Raw genomic sequence first — 19,472 nt, 5'->3', positions numbered from 1 at the left:
GTGTGAGCCACGCTGCAATAGCGGGTCCCGTCAACCTTCACCTGCACGTCTCGCCTGACGAAAGGTTTGCCTTCACTGCAGTGATGCACACTCGCTCGCCGCAGTAGACGCGATCGCTGCCGGCCAGCACGACCGCGGTTGCTCGCGACCAGCGGGCACGGCGTCGCGTCGCGTCAATGACATGCTCGGCAAAACTATGCATGAGATCCCGCAAATCGGGCTCGGCGGACGCCATAATCGCCACATGGCTTCCAAAACCAAGCATCTATTGGCCGGTGCGATGGGGATCGCCTCGTGGAAGGCACGGGCGACCTTGCGCGAGTACGAAGATGCGTCGAACCTAACAGGCGCGGTACTCAAAATGAAAAATTCCGTGGTGGCATCGGGAAAACCGGTTGCCTGGTCCTTGAACGAGGTCGGTGTCACGGACACCGTGATGACCGCTCTCTGGCGCCATGCTGGAGAAAATGCGGTATATGCCGTGACGTCCGCGGCGGAGAAGGCCGTTTTTGGTGGCGATCTTGCAATCGTCGACAGAGCGAAGACGATCCGCGTCTACCAGGCCAAGCTCGTCAAGGAAATTGATTTCGCCGCCAACAAGTACGTCCTAAAATCTGCGCTCACTCAGAAACATTTAGGCCACCTCAACACGGCCTCGTTCGTTTGGGATGGCGACACCTATGAGAAACACGGTTACCTTGCCCTGTACCAGCGAGAGCTTCAAGTTATTCGCGGCAACTGGACGCCTTGCCGGTCCGACTGGTGGGAGCAGACAGCGATGTCGGTGAATGCTCCGCGGCTCGGCGGGGTCTACTACTGGGACATGATGGAAGGAAAACAAAACAGCCCCGCGCGTTCCGCGTCTGCCCGAGGCATTATGGCCGTTCGTGCGCCGGCCCAAGGTGTCAGCAAGCTGCCAGTCAGCAGGCTGCCAATCGACAGCAGCTGGCCCTGGGAGTACAACGTGGCAAACGTCTGGTCCGGGCCGACAGGCCCGGACCCCAAGCCGGACCATGCGGACAGCTTTGAGATCCCGAAACCTTTAGACGAGTCCGGTAACCAACTCTCCAGCCAAGAGCGCGAGGCCTTCGTCTCCGCGCTCTTCGAAGACATCCATGGAGACACGCCAGGGACTCTGACAGTAGTTTTCCTGTAACCCTGCCGACCCTGGTGACCACGATCGACGAGACATTCGGGCGACGCGAGCGCCGCACCCTGGTGGGATCAGAGGGTGGACACCCAATCGCGCTTCGCGTACGTCATCCTGTCCCTCCGTGGGGAGCAACGTGCATGTAGCTGTCGGCACGTCTACGAGACGGACGGACCACCCAGCCCGAGAGGACCGCCTTCGATGGATAGCGTGCCAACAGACACGGATAGCCAAGCAAGTCGCGGCCAGGCGATCCCGGTCGCACCGCTGGTCGAGCGAAGTCACAGTTGGTATCCGCCTCGGCGGCCGCGCGGGCGGGTTGTCCTGCCCGCGGTCGATACCGCCCGACGGGCTGAACCCTGGCTGACTCCAAAGTGCAGTCCGATCTCTGTCAGCGTCATCCCGCTCTCGTAGAGATTCCGGGCCTCGGGCACATGCTCATCTGCCAGCCCTCTTGTCCGCTGCGGCACCGTCCGGCGAACGAGATGCGCCGTGGCAGTCCGATGGTGTACGCCGAATCTCTCGCCTAGTTCCGGCAGAGTCATGCCTTGCACATACAGAGCCACCAGTTCATCGATCTGGCCAGCACTCAGAAAGGTGTGCACCATCCCGACCGCTCGCACCAACCGGCCTCGCGTATCCGTGATCGATGGCTCCGACGGCCTCCGACTACTCTGGTAAACGCCCCGAGACAGGCGGGAGGCCACGGTCTTCAGGGCCGGGCCAGGGTTCTCGAACTGTCTACGGAGGTGCACATCGGCCTTTTGTCATGGAGTTTTATTCGCCTCCCAGCAGGACCGGCGCGCGAGGGCCGCGCTCACGTTGTGAGCGGGAAGAATACTGTGGCCCGCAATCCTCCCTCGGGTCGCGCCTTCAGGTCGAGGTCTGCGTCGAGGCGCACTGCTATGGCGGAAACAATGGACAAGCCAAGGCCGCGACCAGTCGACCCTGAGCCGGTTGATCGGGTACGACCTTCGGCACGGGTGAACGGTTCGGTCAGCTTCGCGAGTGTCTGCTCGTCGACCACCGGGCCACTGTTGAGAATCTCCAAACGGGGAAGCGCGTCGGCCGTGCTCGCCGCGACGCTCACCTGCACAAATCCACCCGGCTCATTGTGACGAATTGCGTTTTGCAGAAGGTTCGAGATGAGCTGCACGAGGAGCGCCTGGTTCGCATAGATGACAACCGGGTCCAGATGCAGTTCGATTGCAACACCGCGGGACCGGGCCTCGTCTGCACAGCTGGCGAGTGCCTCGTGTGTGGCCGTTGACAGTTCGGTCGGCGTCAGCGGTGCACTCGTGGCCTCGATCTCGGCCAGATCCAAAAGTGCCTCAACGATGGTGATGCTGCGCTCGTTAGTGAGCCGGAGACGGCTCAGCAGGCTCAGTTCTGCGGGATCGGTTACCCGCGCGACGGCTGCGTCGAGCATCGCCCGGTTGGTGGCAAGGGGCGTGCGGAGCTCGTGGGAGGCATTCGCGGCGAAGCGACCGGTCATTGTCATTGAGTGTTGCAGCCGGTCAAGCATATGGTCGAAAGCCGCGGCAAGGTCCGAGATCTCATCGCGGGGCCCCAGCAAATTTACACGCTGGTCAAGTGTACCGGTGGCTGCCCGCAGGGCCGCTGCGTTGATGGCCAGGAGCGGAGAGACCATTCGCCCGGCTATCCACCAACCTGTTGCGATCCCCGCGACAATGAGGATAAGCAGGACCACAGCCGAGGTCGCAAGCAGTACGTTGAAGAGGGTTTCGGTTGAGGAAATGAGAAAGGGAGCGGCCGCACCACTGGTGACGCTGTTGCCACCATCGGGTGGTACCGACGGGCCAACCTGCAGCGTTTTGCCGTCGAACACAGCGAAGTCGTAGTTCGGCACATAACGCATGAACAGGTAGATCATCGTCAGCATGAGGGTGCCGGTGGCAATGGATAGTCCGGCGTAGGTGAGTGCGAAGCGCGTTCGAATGGTCAGCCGACGGCGGCGGGACCGGGAAGCGGGTCGGACGGGCATATCAGCGGCCAGGGTCAGTGATGGAATAACCGACACCAATCACAGTGGTGATGGGATCCGGAGACCCGAGTTTCCGCCGGAGGTTGCTCACTGTGACTTTGACGGTTCCAGTGAATGGGTTGCTGTTTTCATCCCAAGCCTTCTCCAGAATCGTTTCTGCGCTGATGATTCCTCCGCCTGCGCGGAGCAAAAGTTCCAAGACAGCGAACTCTTTGCGGGTGAGATTCACAGCCCGGCCATTTCGAGTCACATCACGGCGGAACGGGTCCAGCGAGATCCCGCCGGAACGGAGGACGGGTGGGTGGGACACAAACTGCCTTCGGTGGACCGCACGGAGTCTGGCTATCAGTTCGGTGAACTCAAACGGCTTGGTGAGGTAGTCATCTGCACCGAGCCCGAGTCCGCCAACCCTGTCATCCAGATGCCCGGACGCCGTCAGCATGATGACAGCCGGTCCCTCCGGGTTCGAGGACAGCAATTGACATAGCTCGTCTCCGTGGATGCCTGGAATATCGCGGTCCAACAGAACAACGTCGTACTGTGTGTGCGTCGTCGCCTCCAGCGCAGCGTCACCATCAAAGGCGATATCCCCGGCAATAGCGTCGACTTCAAGACGGTCGCGGATGGCCTCGGCCAGGAAAGCTTCATCTTCCACGATCAGAACCCGCATGCGCGAACCCTCCTCTCTTCCCGGAAACAGTTAAGCAGAGCCGGGGTTACTTCCTGGTAAAGCCGCTGACGAGGGATGATCCAACGCCGGGTCCGGCCCCGGTCTCCCGGGGCCCTCGTTTGAGGCAACGCTGGTGACGTCTTGACGGCAAATTCGACTATGCCCGGCCCGAAAGCCGATCTCTTTACGCTAACAAAACCTGCTCCTTGATGTGCTTCATCCAGACGGTGACACAAGGTCTCCGTCAAAGCAGAAGTATCGAGGACCCGGATTGTTGAGAACCCGAACCCATTCAAAACCGTTTTTTGCATGTTCACTGCTGGGCACGGCCGCTGTGGCGCTGATATTGTCGCTTGCTGCGTGCTCCCCTGAACCGGATACGGACCCTGGCACGGCGCCGAGTGCTGGAAACGGGCAAGCACTGATGGCGGATTGGCAGACGAAGCTCAACGACTGCCTCGCAGCAGAGGGGGTGGATCCCAACCGTAAGAGACAGCCGAATGGTGGTTCCCAGGCCGCCTACACGAAGTGCTACGCCGAGGTCGGCCCGCCCCCGCAGGTCGACGGTCCGCCGCGACCGTCCAGGGAGGAAAGCCTGAAGATGGACCTTGCTTTTGCAAAGTGCATGCGCGAAGCCGGATACGACTACCCGGACCCGGACCCCGACGCGGACGACACCTCGGCCGGACAAGCCGTCAGCCCGGGGGACTTTGACCGCACAATCCTCACCGACTGCATGTCCAAGGCTTATGGCGAGAACTTCCTTAATGGTTTCGGAGGAAGCAAGTGACCTCGACAACGACTGAACCCGCAGGCCCGGCGCCGGTACATTCCCGAAGGTTGCGGCGCATCAGGGCTTTCACCGGCGCAGGGCTGGCGGTCGCTGCGACACTGGCCCTTGTTGGGGTCCTCATGGAACCGACGCCGGAGTCGAAGGCGACGACGGTCACGCTTGAGTCGGTCGCGGTGACCCGGGGAGACCTCACCGAACAGGTTCGGGCTTCCGGCACCCTGGCTTACGCCGGGATGAGGTCAATAGGCACCCCTCTTCCCGGCGTCCTAACAGCGCTACCGGACTTGGCGTCCGTAATTGGCGCAGGGCGGGAGCTGTTTCGAGTCGATGACCAGCCTGTTGTTCTCATGCACGGCGCCTTACCGGTGTGGCGCGGGTTCGCATCCGGGATGGAGGCTGGAACGGATGTACTCCAGTTGGAGCAAAATCTGGCGGCTCTGGGGTATTTTACTGGTCAGCCCGACCGCGAATTCAGCTGGCAAACAGCCGATGCGATCAAAGCCTGGCAAATGTCAATCGGCTTGGAAGTCACTGGTACCATCCCCGTAGGCCGTATTGTCTTTGCGGGCGGCGATGTGCGGGTATCGGCCATCAATGCATCGGTCGGCGACCCTTCGGGCCCTGCACTGCTCACTGTGTCCGCGCTCGGCAAAGAAGTAGTCGCAGCCCTGGACCCGTCGCTTCAGTCTGTGGCCGTGGCAGGGGCAGAGGTCACCATTGCCCTGCCGAACGGTTCCAAGTCGACAGGAACGATCTCCAAAGTCGGACTTCCGAAAGAAATGGAGGATAAGTCCCTCAAGATCCAGGCCACTGTTACCCTGAACGACCCTTCCGCGGCGAACGACTTCGACAACGTCACCGTGACCGTGGGCCTTACCCAGGTCAGGAGCCGGAACGTGCTGATTGTTCCGGTACTCGCGTTGCTCGCCCAAAGCGGCGGTGGATATGCCGTCGATGTTCTTGAGGAGCCGGGAAAGACCCGTTCCGTTCCAGTGACGTTGGGCGCCTTCGCCAGCGGCAATGTTGAAGTGACCGACGGAGAGCTCACCGAAGGCGACAACGTGGTGGTCGGACGATGACGACTGACATCGTCGCCCTTCAGGGGGTAACGCGCGTCTACGGTTCTCCGCCCACCCAGGCGCTCAAAGGGGTCGACCTGCGCATTACCCAGGGGGAGTACCTTGCAATCGTTGGCCCCAGTGGGTCAGGAAAATCCACCCTGCTCAATCTGATCGGCACGCTTGATCGCGCGTCCTCAGGCACGACGTCCATTGCGGGCAGGGACGTGGAAGGGATGACCGACGCACAGCTCTCAGCGTTGCGCGCCTACACCATCGGATTTGTGTTTCAGCAGTTCCACCTCTTTGACGGGGTGAGTGCGGTCGACAACGTCGCTATGGGCTTGCTTTACACGGGTGCTCCCGCCCGTCAACGTCGGGCCAGGGCCGCGATCGCACTCGAACGTGTGGGACTTAGCCGGCGAATGCGTCATCAGCCCAAGCAAATGTCCGGAGGAGAACGCCAGCGGGTGGCCATCGCCCGCGCCATCGTCGGGGAACCGCCGTTGCTCCTTGCGGACGAACCTACTGGCAGCCTCGACACCAAGTCCGGTCGCACCGTGATGGAAATCCTTGACGAACTCAACAATACGGGCACTACGGTGGCGATAATCACCCATGACGAATCGCTTGCCGCGAAAGTACCGCGACGGGTGGCCATTCGCGACGGCGAAATCATCCACGATACGAAGAACGGAACCGCATGAGTGCGCCGCTTACCTCCCGTCTACGACTCAGTGATGTCCTGGTATTGGGCGTTCATGGCCTTAAGGCCCACCCTATGCGCATCGTTCTCTCCTCGCTGGGCATCGCAATTGGCATCGCTGCGATGGTAGCTGTTATCGGCATCTCCTCATCAAGCCAAGCCTTGGTTCAACGCGAACTGGCTTCTTTGGGCACGAACCTTTTGACAGTGACAAGCGGCGAGGACGCCTTTGGCAAAGAGACCTCACTTCCAAGTAACTCGGTAGCGGCCGTCCGCCGTATCGAGGGCGTCGACTCTGCGAGTTCGACGTCGACGATAAAGAACGTCCCCCTTCTGCGCAATGCAGAGGTACCGAAGAGCCACTCCGGCGGATTCACGGTAGTTGCCGCGGACGTCAACCTACTCGAAGCTACGAGTGCTACCTTGCTGAGCGGTACGTGGTTGAATTCAGCGACCATCGAGCTTCCGGCCGTAGTTTTGGGGTTCGATACCGCACAACGTCTGGGCCTCAACGCGCCGGGGGCGTTGGTTGATGTTGGCGGCAACACCTTTTCCGTCGTCGGAATCCTGAATCGTTCACCGCTGGCTCCTGAACTGGACATGTCAGCGCTGATCGGCGAGCCTGTTGCCGCATCGATGTTCGGCTATGACGGCGCCCCTACCACCATCTACCAACGTTCCGCCGATTCCGAAGTCAATCGCATTCGTCAATTGGTCCCCGCCACCATCAACCCTGAAGCACCAAATGAAGTGCTGGTCAGCCGACCGTCGGATGCGCTCGCGGCGAAGAACACCGTCGATCTAGCTTTCACGGGGCTGCTCGTAGGCGTCGGTTCAATCGCACTGTTGGTCGGGGGCATCGGGGTGGCTAACACTATGGTCATCTCCGTACTGGAACGACGCCGTGAGATCGGCCTTCGACGCGCCCTTGGTGCAACCCGCCGGCACATCAAAGCACAATTCCTCGTTGAAGCCATGCTGCTCGCCGCCTACGGCGGGATTGCGGGCGTCACTCTCGGGTGGTTCATTACCGCGATCGTTTCCCGCAGCAACGGATGGCTCACCGACATACCTGGTGAAGTGCTCGTGGCTGGAGTTGGCGCCACGGTGGCCATAGGCGCCGTGGCAGGTGTTGTCCCCGCAGTTCGGGCCGCGAGAACACCGCCTACTGCCGCGTTGAACAGTTGACGGGCACCGGTACGGCCGTCGACGGCTCCCCCTGCCACAGGAAGCAGGGGGAGCACATTCCCTCTTCAGTGAAAATTCCCAGTGACCTCGTAGATTCCCCACAGGCAACGAGTGTTATAGGGATGTGACCTGAATCACTTATGTTCGCCGATCAATTGCACTAGTTTGAGTCTTAATCAGGAACACCTGAGTAATCGCATCAAAGGCAGTTCGCACCTTTCGATCGAGGAGACAACGAATGTTTGATCTTTCCCCAGCGGCGCCCCGAGCCGCCAAGCTAACAGCGCTTGGCATTGGGGTCGCCCTTTTGGCCACAGCTTGTGGCGGGTCTTCGACGCCGACACAGACTGGGTCTTCCTCCGCTTCCGCGGCGGCAGGCATCTCCTGCCCGGCACCGAGCGGCGGAGCGGGAGCCGGCAACAGCCAGGCTGCCACCAACACGGGACCTGTACCCCCCTCGACCACTACAACGTCCACACCGCTCAAGATTGGTTCGCTCCTGCCGACAACGGGGTCGCTGGCGTTCCTCGGCCCACCCGAAATCGCTGGTGTGAACCTTGGTATCAAGGAAGTCAATGATGCCGGCGGCGTCCTTGGCGCTCCGGTTTCCGTAGTTCACCGTGATTCCGGCGACACCAAGACCGACATCGCGACGCAGTCCACCACTGCACTGCTGGGCCAGGGGGTCAGCGCGGTTATCGGTGCGGCGTCTTCGGGTGTTTCCAAGACTGTCATCAACCAGATCACGGGTGCCGGCGTCATCCAGTTCTCGCCCGCGAACACCTCGCCCGACTTCACCACCTGGGATGACAAGGGTCTGTACTGGCGTACTGCACCGTCAGACGTCCTGCAGGGCAAGGTCCTTGGTAACTACATGGCTACCTGTGGCGCCCAGACCGTTGGCATGATCGTTCTCAACGACGCTTACGGCACCGGCCTTCAGAAGAACGTCAAGGAGGCCTTCGAGGCGGCCGGCGGCAAGGTTGTAGCTGAGGAACTCTTCAACGAAGGCGACTCGCAGTTCAGCAGCCAGGTTGACAAGGTCCTGGCCGCAAAGCCGGATGCCATTGCCCTGATCACCTTTGACCAGGCCAAGAGCATCGTCCCCCTGATCACCGGCAAGGGCATCAAGCCCACGCAGCTGTTCATGGTCGACGGCAACACCTCGGACTACAGCAAGGACTTCCAGGCAGGCACCTTGAAGGGTGCACAGGGAACGATTCCCGGTACGTTCGCCAAGGACGACTTCAAGAAGAAGCTCCTGGCCATCGATCCCGCGCTGAAGGACTACAGCTACGCAGGTGAATCCTACGACGCCGTGAACCTGATCGCGCTGGCTTCCGAAGCCGCAAAGAGCACCAAGGGCACGGATATCGCAGCCAAGCTGAAGGAAGTCTCCGAAGGTGGCGAGAAGTGCACCAGCTACCCCGCCTGCGTCACTCTGCTCCGCGAGGGCAAGGACATCGACTATGACGGCCAGTCGGGTCCGGTGACGTTCTCCGACGCCGGTGACCCCACCGAGGCGTACATCGGTATCTACGAGTACCAGGACGACAACACCTACAAGCCGGTCCGTGAGGAGTTCGGCAAGCTCTAAGCCGAACACCGACAGACCACGGTCTGCAACAGGCCCCCTTCCACAYCAGGAAGGGGGCCTGTTCCGCGTCAACCCGGATTTGCTGCGTCAACCGGGATAGGGTTCGAAACCGTCAAGCACTCTTTCCACCATCCGGACGCCCTGTTGTTCAAAGTCCCGATCTCCCACGTGGTGTGCCCAGACCACTGTTCCGACCGCCTGGTTGAGGTTCTCCAGCCGCCACGACTGCCATTCCTCTTCTGTGTCCACAAGCCTGCCCAAACCCTCATGGAAGGGCGCTGACAGCCCGGGTTGCTCCAGGAACTGCTGATGGCCGAGACGAACCAGGTCATGGACCCAAGGGCGCAGCTCGGCTCGCCCGAAGTCGATGACGCGTATGGTCCCGGCATCGTGGAGCCAGTTCCGGGGCTGATAGTCGCCATGGGTGGTCACCACCTCGACGGGAAGATGTTCGACGGCGGCAATCGCCGAAGCCAGGGCGCGCAGCACGGGCCGCGCCAATAGCCCGTGCGCCTTGTCCAGCATCGAGCTGGTTCTGATGCTGAGTGACCGCAGATAGCTGCCCGACGTTCCTGCCGGCTGATGCAAAAGGCGCAGGAGTTCCCCGGCCTGCCGATAGGTCTGCGCATCGTCCTCTGCCGGCGTACCTGCCACCACCGCCCCCGGAAGGTAGCGCGTGACCAGGAGACCGGCGCCAGGGGCGGCGTGGAGCATGACAGGGACGTTGCCATCGAGCCCGGGTAATCCACGGGAGTAGGCTGCAATCTCGCGGCGGATATGGTGGCTGGTCTCACTCGCCTTGATGATGACCTGGTCTCCGTAGGCGGTTTCCAACTGCAGCACGGTGGTGTCCTGGAGTGGCCAGGAATGATCCCGCACCACCCGGTAGTGGCCCAGCCAGGACTCCAGCAAGGCGCGCTGTTCTTCAGTGAGGCCTTCAGTCATCCGTCCAGCATGCCAGCAACAACAAAGCGGGGTCACTTCCGGCCCGTTGGGAGACCCAACATGGGCAGGAAGTGACCCCGCTTTGCTTTTCGCTAGACCTCGTCAGCCAAGGTTCCCAAGTAGAGCTGGATGACTTTGGGGTCCTTCATGAGCTCCCGGCCGGTGCCTGTGTAGGCGTCCTTGCCCTGGTCCAGGACGTAGCCGCGGTCGCAGATCTGGAGACAGCGGCGGGCGTTCTGCTCCACCATGATCACGGACACTCCGGCCCGGTTGATTTCGTGGACCCGAAGGAAGGTCTCGTCCTGTTTGACGGGGGAGAGGCCAGCCGATGGCTCGTCCAGGAGCAGCACTGCGGGATCCATCATCAGTGCCCGGCCCATGGCCACCATCTGGCGTTCACCTCCGGAAAGTGACCCTGCACGCTGGGCGCGCCGCTTGGCCAGCTCCGGGAAGAGGCTGGTGACGAAGTCAAAGCGTTCGGCGAACACCTTGGGCCGCTGGAACATACCCATCTGAAGGTTTTCCTCGATGGTCAGCGTGGCAAAAACGTTGTTGGTCTGCGGTACGAAACCAACGCCCTGGGTGACCAGCTTGTTGGCCTTCAACCCGGTGAGGTCCTGTCCTCGCACCACAACGGTGCCCGAGTGGACCTTGACCAAACCGAACATGGCTTTCAGCAGCGTGGACTTGCCGGCGCCGTTGGGGCCAATGATGCCGATGAGTTCACCTTTGCGGGCTTCGATGCTGCAGCCGTTCAGGATGTTGACGCCCGGGATGTAACCTGCAACGAGGTTGGTGACCTTCACCACTGAATCGCCTGTGGGGGCCGGAGCCGGAGCCGGCATGGCGCTGGTGCTGCTCATTTCCCCTCCTCATTCCTGGGTTCAACATGATTGGGTTCAACCTGTTTCGGTTCAGCGTGGCTGGGTTCAGCGTGTTTCGGTTCAACGATCCTGGGTTCGACGATGTCCGACAGAATGCCGGCGTCTTCCGTGCCGACCACCGACTCGTCGTCGGCCTCCAGCTCGGCCTCGAGTTCCTTGATGCCTTCAGCGTCGCCAAGATCGACGTCGTGGTGGGCGCCAAGGTAGGCATCGATGACGGCAGGGTTCTTCATCACTTCGCCAGGAGGTCCCTCGGCCACTACCTTGCCTTCGGCCATGACCACCACCCAGTCAGCGATGTGGCGGACCATGTTCATGTCGTGCTCGACGAAGAGAACGGTCATGCCCTCGGCCTTAAGGTTCTTGATGTGGTCCAGCAGCGACTGCGTCAGTGCCGGGTTCACGCCTGCCATCGGCTCATCGAGCATCACCAGTTTGGGCTTGACCATCAAGGAGCGGGCCATCTCCAGGAGCTTGCGCTGGCCGCCGGAAAGCGACGCAGCATAATCGTCCTTCTTGGCATCCAGCTTGAACTTCTCCAGCAGGATGTTGGCCTGGGCGGTGATCTCCTTTTCACGGCCGCCCCACATGCCCTTGAACAGAGCCCTGGAGAGCCGCTCGCCCGGTTGGTCTGCTGCCCCCAGACGCATGTTTTCCATAACCGTCAGCTTGCCCATGACCTTGGTGAGCTGGAAGGTCCGGACCATGCCCATGCGTGCCACTTTGTAGGAGGAAACACCGGCAAGGCTGTTGCCTTCGAACTGCCACTTCCCGGAGTTGGGAGTGTCAAAGCCCGTCAGCAGGTTGAACAGGGTGGTTTTGCCCGCACCGTTGGGTCCGATCAATGCGGTGATCTTGTGGCGGGGAATTTCGAGGTACTCGACATCCACAGCATTGATGCCGCCAAAGGAGCGGGTCACGTCCTCTGCCACCACGATCGGATCGCGTTTCTTGCAACCGGGTGTGTTTTCCCCAACTGCGATCGGGCGCGAATCTGTCATGTAATCAATATTTTCGCTGTTGCCGATATTGCTGTCGTTGGTCTCACTCATGCGAAAGCAAGCTCCTTCTTATTGCCGAACACGCCTTGTGGGCGGAAGATCATCAGGAGCATCAGCGCCACGCCCACAAGGATGTAGCGCAGCTGGCCCGCCTGGACCGTTGTCAGCCAGGTGACCGCCCCTGATTCGATGAGGCCATAGAGCAGGCTCTGGGTCAGGGAGAGGACAACCCAGAAGATCATTGCTCCGATAACGGGCCCCAGTACGGTGGCCATGCCGCCGAGCAGGAGGCATGTCCAGAGGAAGAACGTCAGTTCTGTTCCGTAGTTGGACGGCTGGACAGCACCGCGGGGGAGCGTGAAGATCATGCCAGCCAGGGCGCCAAGGACACCACCGATGACGAGTGCCTGCATCTTGTAGGCGTAAACGTTCTTGCCCAGGGACCTGACAGCGTTCTCATCCTCACGAATGCCCTTCAGGACGCGGCCCCACGGGCTGCGCATCAGCAGCCACACCAGGACACAGCAGACGATAACCAGGCCCCAGCCCACGACGCGGATGAAGAAATCGCGGTTGTTCATACCCATGTAGGACCCTTCGGGGAAGGGATTCATGGCGTAGAACGTGTTCTCGAAGGCAGCCAGGCCGTTGGCGGAACCGGTGACTTTGGTGAGCTGGTTGGTGGTGACCACGTAGCGGACAATTTCCGCGGCTGCGATGGTGACGATTGCCAGGTAGTCGGCTCGAAGCCGCAGCGTTGGGATACCCAGAATGAAGGCGAAGATGACCGAACAAATGACCGAAACGAGCAGGGCTACAAAGAACGGGGCATCGAAGGTGAGAGTGGAGATGGCGAAACCGTAGGCGCCGACAGCCATGAAGCCTGCCTGGCCGAAGTTCAGGAGGCCCGAGTAGCCGAAGTGCACGGCAAGGCCCAAAGCGGCAAGCGCGTAGGCCGCCGTCGTCGGGCTGAACAATTCACCAAGGGCGCTGGAGAAAATAAATCCGAAATCCATGGCCCGCTCCTAACCCACACGCTCACGCCGGCCGAGGATACCCTGCGGTCGGAACAGAAGAACAACGATCATGATGAAAAGGGCACCGACGTATTTGAGGTCGGCGGGAAGGCCGAAGACTGTTGTCAGTTCCACGAAGATGCCTACGACGATCGAACCGATCAGCGCACCGAATACTGTGCCCAATCCACCGAGCGTCACGCCCGCAAAGATGAGCAGCAGGATCTGCGAACCCATATCGAAGGTGACACCCGGGCGGTAGTAGGCCCAGAGGATGCCGCCCAGGGAGGCCAGGACGCCGCCGACGATCCACACGATCCGGATGACGGAGTCGACGTCGATGCCGGAGGCTGCTGCCAGCGCCGGGTTGTCGGCGACCGCGCGGGTCGCCTTGCCCAGCCGGGTCTTCAACAGAATGAACCCGATCAAGGCGATCACCACGGCACTGATGAGCAACGACCACAGGTTGTTGGGGGAGATGGACACGGGGCCGATCTGGATCTCAGCGCTCTGTGCTCCCGGCAGCTGCTGTGTAGCACCGCCAAAGAAGAACTGGATGACGTACCGGATGGCAAGGGCGAGGCCGATGCTGACGATCATCATGGGGACCAGTCCGGAACCGCGCCGCCTCAGGGGACGCCAAAGTCCTGCGTCCTGGACGTAGCCGAAGAGCCCACCGCCTACGAGGGCCAGCAGGATCGCCAGCCAGAAGGGGAGGCCGAAGCCGTTGAACATGAAGACGAGGACTGCGCCGAGGGTCACCATCTCGCCGTGGGCGAAGTTGGTGAGGCCGGTGGTTCCGAAGATCAGCGAAAGTCCCACTGCAGCCAATGCGAGGAGGAGGCCGAAGCTCAAACCCGCCACCAGGCGGTTCAAGAGGTTCTGGCCGAAGTCCTGTTGCTGGACCACGATGCCTTTGCCGAAGGCGAAGATCACCGACAAGTTGGATGTCTGGCTGAAGGTGACATCCCTGGGGTTGTCCTGGCCATCGGCGAGCTTGATGCCATCGGGCAAGGTCGAGGTATCGAGCTCAACGGTATAGGTGCCTTGGACTGGTACGCCGATGCTCCACGCACCGTTGGCTCCGGAGGTGGCTTCACCTTCGAATCCGTTGCCCGAGGCTTTGATCTTGACGCCGGGTATGGGGGCCCGGGCGTCATCGCGGAGGAACCCGCTGATGTTGTTTTGGAAATTGGTGGGTGATGGCGAAGGCGAGGGGGTGGTTGCCTGTGCCGAAGGGGCGGCGATCAACAGAGTTGCGATCAGGGCTGCGAACAGTGCCCCCACGACTCTCTGCAGTCCCTTGGACCGTCTCTTGGACGGGTCGCGCAGTGTGCTTCTCAAAATGGAAACCTCCACAGTGGGGGTGGTCCCGACTGCGCCATTGCAGCCGGTGCGAACGGGTCATGGGGCTTGTGAACAGTTCTTGCCTAGCTGCCTCGATTGTGATCTAAGTCACCCATGTGTGGCCTATGTTACCGCTCGACGGACCGAATGAATGCCCAGTTCGGGGGTGCGAAGATCGCGATCAGATAACAACTGTGAAGCTATAGGCAACTATTAATGCAGGATTCCTAAACAAAAAATTTGTTGTGTGGCAGTGTCACTTAAGTTTCGCGGGCCGAAACGCGTCCCGGATTCGTCCCCTGCCGTGTCACGGTTGCGTTTCGTCTCGGTGAGCAGGGGAACTTTCCCTGCCGCGCACGCGTGGTAATTGGTACCGTGAACTATCACTTAGCCCTTTTTCAGGAGGACACCCGTAATGGCACTTGGCGGAAACCCAGTCTTCAACGGAAAGAATTTCCGTGGAGCAAAGCAGGCCCCGCCTGTACCGCAAAATCCGTACGGCCAGCAGTTTAACCAGGCTGGCCGGGCGCCCGGACAGGTCATGGACGGCCAGGCCGCATGGTCAGCCCAGCAGCAGGGCATGACCAACGAACAACTGCAGCAGATGTACAACCAGCCGGCGGCAGGCCCCGCTGACACCGGCCGCATGACTTATGACGATGTCATCATGAAGACCGTTGCCTGCCTGGTGGTCCTCGTGATCGGCGCAGCCGTGACGCTGTTTGTGGCACCTGGCCTGTCCAGCCTGCTGATGATCGTTGGCGCCTTGGGCGGATTCGTCCTGGCCCTGGTCAACACCTTCAAGAAGCAGCCTTCACCGGCCCTGATCCTGGCCTATGCCGGCCTCGAGGGCCTGTTCCTCGGTGGCCTGACCCGGATCCTCGATGGCATGTACCCGGGCGTCGGCCTGCAGGCCGTCATCGGTACCCTTGCAGTCTTCGGTGTGACACTCGTGCTGTTCAAGAGCGGCAAGGTTCGCGCTACGCCGAAGATGGTGCGCTTCTTCATGATCGCGACCATCGGCTATGCGGTCTTCGCGCTGATCAACCTGGTCATGATGTGGACGGGTGCCGTGCAGGAGCCCTTCGGCCTTCGCACCAGCATCACCATTGCCGGCATCCCGCTGGGTGTCTTCATCGGTATCCTGGCCATCGGCCTGGCAGCGTTCTCGCTCATCATGGACTTCACCAGCATCGAAGAAGGCGTCCGCGCCGGTGCCCCGGAGCGTTACTCCTGGGTTGCAGCATTCGGCCTGACAGTCACGCTGGTCTGGCTCTACGTCGAGATCATTCGACTGCTCGCCATCCTGCGAGGCGACGACTAGCTACAAAGCAAAAAGCCCCGAAGATTCGTCTTCGGGGCTTTTTCGTGTCTTCGAGGGGCGAGGTTTCGGGGGAAAGGGTGCGTCAAAGGGGTGGGATCCAACCCCTCGCGTCAGCTCAGGCGTTCGAACACCACAGCCATGCCCTGGCCGCCACCCACGCAGAGTGTTGCCAGCCCCAGTGTCCCGTCCCGTTCCTTCAACCCGTTCAGCAGCGTGCTGGTCATGCGTGCGCCAGTCATGCCGAATGGATGGCCCAGGGCGATGGCGCCGCCGTGAACGTTGAGTTTTGCAGGATCGATGTCCAACTCCCTGGCACTTGCCACCACCTGCACGGCGAAGGCCTCGTTAAGCTCCACGAGATCGATGTCGTCCATGGTCAGGCCAGCGAGGGAAAGTGCCCGCCGGGTGGACTCCACCGGCCCCATGCCCATCAGTTCGGGTGAGAGTGCGCTGACGCCTGTTGATACCACCCGCGCCAAGGGTTCCAGGCCGAGTTCGCGTGCCCGGGTATCGCTCATGACCACCACGGCCGCCGCGCCGTCGTTGAGGGGACAGGCATTACCTGCCGTCACAGTGCCCCCTGGGCGGAACACGGGCTGCAGTGCCGACACCGCCTCCAGTGTCACCCCCGGCCGGGGAGAGTCGTCACGGTCAACCACCACTCCGTCCTTACGCGTGAAGGGTGTGATGTCCCGGGCGTAGAACCCGGAGGCAATTGCCGCCTCGGCACGGTTCTGGCTCAGGACGCCCCATTCGTCCTGCTCGGCGCGGCTGATGCCGTAGCTCGTGGCGACGTTCTCCGCGGTCTGGCCCATGGAGATGTAGATGTCCGGCAAGCGGCCGCCAAAACGGGGGTCCGTCCACGGGATGTTGGAAGCGGCGCGGGCTGCGGTGCGCTGGGCGGCTGCTTCGAAGCGCGGATTGTGGTCGGCGGTGTCGGTTTCGCCGGCGCCCACCCAGTTCCGGTAGCGGGAAACGCTCTCCACCCCGGCGGAAACCACCGCGTGGGCCTCCCCGGATTTGATGGCATGGAAGGCCATCCTCAGGGTTTGGAGGCTCGATGCGCAGAAGCGGTTGATGGTGGCTGCCGGAACCTGGTCCAATCCGGCCAGCACCGCCACGACGCGGGCCATGTTCGAGCCTGCTTCGCCGCTGGGCTCCGCGCAGCCCAGGAGGATGTCGTCCAGGCCGCGCCCGTCCTCCGAGCCCGGGTCGAAGCCAGGAACCTTGGCCAGTGCCGCCTGCACCATGGCAGTGGCGAGGTCGTCGGGTCGTTCATCCTTCAAGGACCCTTTGAAGGCGCGCCCGATCGGGCTTCTGGCAGTGGAAACAATGACAGCCTCAGTCATGGCCCCAGCTTACGCCCGGCACCGCTGTGCTTACCGGGCGCAGGCCGGGCGCGTCAGACCAGGCGGAAGGCGCCTGCAGCGGGGGTGACAGTGAAGATGTCCGGTGCGGTGAAGCCCGCCTCCGCAAAGGAACGCACGACGGCGTCCCTCACCTGCTGTTCCTGGCCCACCGGCGTCAGGGCGATGGCAGAACCACCGAAACCGCCGCCGGTCATTCGCGCACCGATTGCGCCGCTGGCACGGGAGGTATCCACGGCCAGATCGAGCTCCGGGCAGGAGATCTCGAAGTCGTCGCGCATGGACACGTGGCTGGCGTCCAGCAGGGCTCCAATGCTCGCAGGTCCCCGGGTGCCAAGTATCTCGACGGTTTGGAGAACGCGGTCGTTTTCGGTGACCACGTGACGCACCCGCCGAAGTGTGGTCTCATCCAACAGCCCGGAAGCTTCCTCCAAATCCTCGACGCCGACGTCGCGCAGTGCTTTAACGCCGAGGATTTCGGCTCCCAGCTCGCAGGACGCGCGGCGCGAGGCATATCCGCCGTCGGCGTGTGAGTGTGAGACCTTGGTGTCGATAACCAGCAGGACCAGGCCCGAGGCCTCGGCGTCGAACGGGACCAACTCAACGTGTTGGTCGCGGCAATCGAGGAAGACAGCGTGTCCTTTGGCGCCACGCAGGGATGCCGACTGGTCCATGATTCCCGTGGGAGCCCCGACAAAGATGTTTTCGGCGCGCTGGGTGGCCAGGACAAGCTCCTCCGCCGCAAAGCCGGCACCCGTGAGTTCGTTGAGTGCGGAGATGACGGCGCACTCGATGGCGTGGGAGGAAGACAGCCCGGCGCCCGAGGGGACATCGGAATCGAGCAGCAGGTCAGAGCCGGGTACGGTGATGCCGCGCTCCTGCAAAGCCCAGGCGACTCCCAGGGGATAACGGGACCAGCCTTCGCCCGAGCCGGGTTCCAGCTCCACGAGACTGGCTTCCACCATCCCGTGGCCGCCGAACGTGGACAGCATGCGCACCGTCGAATCGTCGCGGACGCGCAGGGCCACCTTCGCCGTCCTGTCGATGGCGAAGGGAAGCACAAAGCCTTCGTTGTAATCGGTATGTTCGCCGATCAGGTTGACGCGTCCCGGTGCCTGCCACACGCCGTCGGGAGCTGCTCCGAACGTTTCCTGGAAACGGGCGGTGAGGACGCTGGCGTCCGTGGTGGTGGTCATGCTCGGATGCCTTCCATGGTTTTGTCGGTGGCCGGTGCAGCGGCGACGTTGCGGAGCCGCTCGGCCACGGCTTCGGGGGTGGTGTCGTTGATGAACGCTCCCATGGCCGCTTCCGATCCGGCCAGGTACTTGAGCTTATCGGCCGCGCGCCGGGGGGAGGTGAGCTGCAGGTGCAGTTGCCCCGCCGGACGAAGCGAGGGATCCAGCGGGGCCTGGTGCCACGCGGAGATGTACGGCATGGGAGTGGGGTACAGGGCGTCGAGGCGCTTGAGCAGGTCCAGGTAGACGTGCGAGAGCTCGTCCCGCTCGGCCCCTGTGAGCGCCGCAAGGTCAGGCACGCTGCGGTGGGGCACCAGGTGGATTTCCAAGGGCCAGCGCGCAGCGAAGGGAACATAGGCGCTGAAGTGCTCGGCCTCCAGGACCATGCGGCTGCCGTCTTCACGTTCCGCCTTCAGGAGCGAGGCCCCGAGCGTTTCCTTCGCGTCGACGTCGTCGTAATACTTGCGGGCTACGGCGCCGAGTTGGGCGGCCCGCGGCGTCACGTACGGGTAGGCGTAGATCTGGCCGTGCGGGTGGTGCAGGGTGACGCCGATGTCGGCGCCGCGGTTCTCGAAGGGGAAGACCTGCTTGATGCCGGGCAGGGCGCTCAGCGCCTCGGTCCGCTGTGCCCACGCTTCGATCACTGTCCGGGCGCGGGTCTCGCCCAACCCTGCGAAGGAGCCAGTATGCTGCGGCGTGAAAGCCACGACCTCACAGCGGCCAAAAGCGGGACCTGTGATGCCGTGGGCGTTCTGTCCCGCTGCAGGCAGCGGAGGGATGTCGCCCAGGGCCGGTCCCAGGGACGGGAAGCGGTTTTCAAACACCACGACGTCGTAGTCCGGCGCCGGAATCTCCGAGGGGTTTGCGGCAGTGGTGGGGCAGATGGGGCACTGATCGGCCGGAGGGAGATGCGTCCGCGTTTGCCGGTGGGCTGCCACAGCCACCCAGTCTCCTGACAATGCGTCGTACCTGACTTCGCCGGGCTCCCCCCGTGCGGGGAGCCGGCGATGGTCAACCAGTGATTCCGGTGACCGTTCCGGCGTTCCGGGGTCGTCAAAGTAGATCAGCTCCCGGCTGTCCGCCAGGCGGGTTGTGGTGATGCGGCTCATGACTTCATTGTTCCACAAATGACCAAAAGCGCATAGTTTCTAACAAAAGCAAACATTGCCGGGTCCGGTCCGACCTC

General features: G+C 62.0%; 17 protein-coding genes. 7 read left to right on the top strand and 10 right to left on the bottom strand.

All coding sequences use genetic code 11. The features are described 5' to 3' along the window. Positions 1–244 precede the first annotated feature (244 nt). Positions 245–1,156, top strand: a complete 912-nt coding sequence (locus AB4Y81_RS09495; RefSeq protein WP_431230315.1) for a hypothetical protein — start codon at positions 245–247, stop codon at positions 1,154–1,156. Positions 1,157–1,967: 811 nt separating this feature from the next. Here AB4Y81_RS09495 and AB4Y81_RS09490 read toward each other — a convergent pair. Further along, complete coding sequence (locus tag AB4Y81_RS09490; RefSeq protein ID WP_193591101.1) at positions 1,968–3,191, bottom strand: sensor histidine kinase; 1,224 nt, start codon at positions 3,189–3,191, stop codon at positions 1,968–1,970. Further along, positions 3,157–3,825 carry a response regulator transcription factor gene (locus AB4Y81_RS09485; protein WP_110504372.1) on the bottom strand — a complete coding sequence of 223 codons (669 nt, stop codon included), beginning with the start codon at positions 3,823–3,825 and terminating at the stop codon, positions 3,157–3,159. Before AB4Y81_RS09485 ends, AB4Y81_RS09490 begins: the two co-directional genes overlap by 35 nt. Positions 3,826–4,249: 424 nt before the next feature. Here AB4Y81_RS09485 and AB4Y81_RS09480 point away from each other — a divergent pair, with 424 nt between their 5' ends. From AB4Y81_RS09480 to AB4Y81_RS09460, 5 genes are all read left to right on the top strand, one after another. Continuing rightward, positions 4,250–4,615 carry a hypothetical protein gene (locus AB4Y81_RS09480; protein ID WP_110504374.1) on the top strand — a complete coding sequence of 122 codons (366 nt, stop codon included), beginning with the start codon at positions 4,250–4,252 and terminating at the stop codon, positions 4,613–4,615. Beyond that, positions 4,612–5,697, top strand: coding sequence for a peptidoglycan-binding protein (locus tag AB4Y81_RS09475; protein ID WP_146230285.1), 1,086 nt, complete (start codon positions 4,612–4,614; stop codon positions 5,695–5,697). The genes AB4Y81_RS09480 and AB4Y81_RS09475 overlap by 4 nt, the downstream gene beginning before the upstream one ends. Continuing rightward, a complete protein-coding gene (locus AB4Y81_RS09470; protein ID WP_189075902.1) occupies positions 5,694–6,383 on the top strand; it encodes an ABC transporter ATP-binding protein in 690 nt (229 codons plus the stop codon). The genes AB4Y81_RS09475 and AB4Y81_RS09470 overlap by 4 nt, the downstream gene beginning before the upstream one ends. 74 nt (positions 6,384–6,457) lie before the next feature. After that, positions 6,458–7,570, top strand: a complete 1,113-nt coding sequence (locus tag AB4Y81_RS09465; RefSeq protein WP_227453702.1) for an ABC transporter permease — start codon at positions 6,458–6,460, stop codon at positions 7,568–7,570. A 238-nt stretch (positions 7,571–7,808) separates the two neighbouring features. After that, the gene (locus tag AB4Y81_RS09460; RefSeq protein WP_018777277.1) at positions 7,809–9,167 is read left to right on the top strand and encodes an ABC transporter substrate-binding protein; all 1,359 of its coding nucleotides are present in this window, start codon (positions 7,809–7,811) and stop codon (positions 9,165–9,167) included. Between the two features lie 87 nt (positions 9,168–9,254). Here AB4Y81_RS09460 and AB4Y81_RS09455 read toward each other — a convergent pair whose 3' ends face one another. From AB4Y81_RS09455 to AB4Y81_RS09435, 5 genes are all read right to left on the bottom strand, one after another. After that, positions 9,255–10,112 carry a phosphotransferase family protein gene (locus tag AB4Y81_RS09455; RefSeq protein ID WP_064721921.1) on the bottom strand — a complete coding sequence of 286 codons (858 nt, stop codon included), beginning with the start codon at positions 10,110–10,112 and terminating at the stop codon, positions 9,255–9,257. 92 nt (positions 10,113–10,204) lie between these two features. After that, positions 10,205–10,975: an ABC transporter ATP-binding protein gene (locus tag AB4Y81_RS09450; protein WP_018777279.1), complete on the bottom strand. Its 771-nt coding sequence runs from the start codon at positions 10,973–10,975 to the stop codon at positions 10,205–10,207. Continuing rightward, positions 10,972–12,048: an ABC transporter ATP-binding protein gene (locus AB4Y81_RS09445; RefSeq protein ID WP_079581099.1), complete on the bottom strand. Its 1,077-nt coding sequence runs from the start codon at positions 12,046–12,048 to the stop codon at positions 10,972–10,974. The genes AB4Y81_RS09450 and AB4Y81_RS09445 overlap by 4 nt, the downstream gene beginning before the upstream one ends. Then, positions 12,045–13,013: a branched-chain amino acid ABC transporter permease gene (locus AB4Y81_RS09440; RefSeq protein WP_018777281.1), complete on the bottom strand. Its 969-nt coding sequence runs from the start codon at positions 13,011–13,013 to the stop codon at positions 12,045–12,047. The genes AB4Y81_RS09445 and AB4Y81_RS09440 overlap by 4 nt, the downstream gene beginning before the upstream one ends. Positions 13,014–13,022: 9 nt before the next feature. Then, positions 13,023–14,357 carry a branched-chain amino acid ABC transporter permease gene (locus AB4Y81_RS09435; protein ID WP_227453511.1) on the bottom strand — a complete coding sequence of 445 codons (1,335 nt, stop codon included), beginning with the start codon at positions 14,355–14,357 and terminating at the stop codon, positions 13,023–13,025. A gap of 418 nt (positions 14,358–14,775) precedes the next feature. Here AB4Y81_RS09435 and AB4Y81_RS09430 point away from each other — a divergent pair, with 418 nt between their 5' ends. Beyond that, entirely contained in the window at positions 14,776–15,684 is a 909-nt protein-coding gene (locus AB4Y81_RS09430; RefSeq protein ID WP_018777283.1) for a Bax inhibitor-1/YccA family protein, read from the top strand. Positions 15,685–15,794: 110 nt separating this feature from the next. Here the strand turns inward: AB4Y81_RS09430 and AB4Y81_RS09425 are convergent, their stop codons facing one another. The 3 genes from AB4Y81_RS09425 to galT are packed head-to-tail and all read right to left on the bottom strand — an operon-like array spanning position 15,795 to position 19,395. Further along, positions 15,795–17,033 (bottom strand): acetyl-CoA C-acetyltransferase, encoded by a 1,239-nt coding sequence (locus AB4Y81_RS09425; RefSeq protein WP_189075898.1) that lies wholly within the window; start codon positions 17,031–17,033, stop codon positions 15,795–15,797. 53 nt (positions 17,034–17,086) lie between these two features. After that, complete coding sequence (galK, locus tag AB4Y81_RS09420) at positions 17,087–18,247, bottom strand: galactokinase (RefSeq protein ID WP_441995719.1); 1,161 nt, start codon at positions 18,245–18,247, stop codon at positions 17,087–17,089. After that, the gene (galT, locus tag AB4Y81_RS09415; RefSeq protein WP_189075896.1) at positions 18,244–19,395 is read right to left on the bottom strand and encodes a galactose-1-phosphate uridylyltransferase; all 1,152 of its coding nucleotides are present in this window, start codon (positions 19,393–19,395) and stop codon (positions 18,244–18,246) included. Before galT ends, galK begins: the two co-directional genes overlap by 4 nt. Positions 19,396–19,472 lie beyond the last annotated feature (77 nt).

The sequence above is a fragment of the Paenarthrobacter sp. TAF1 genome (assembly GCF_052113825.1).
Lineage (GTDB): Bacteria > Actinomycetota > Actinomycetes > Actinomycetales > Micrococcaceae > Arthrobacter > Arthrobacter nicotinovorans.
Note: the sequence above shows the minus strand (reverse complement) of the source record. Positions and strands in the feature narration are given on the sequence as shown.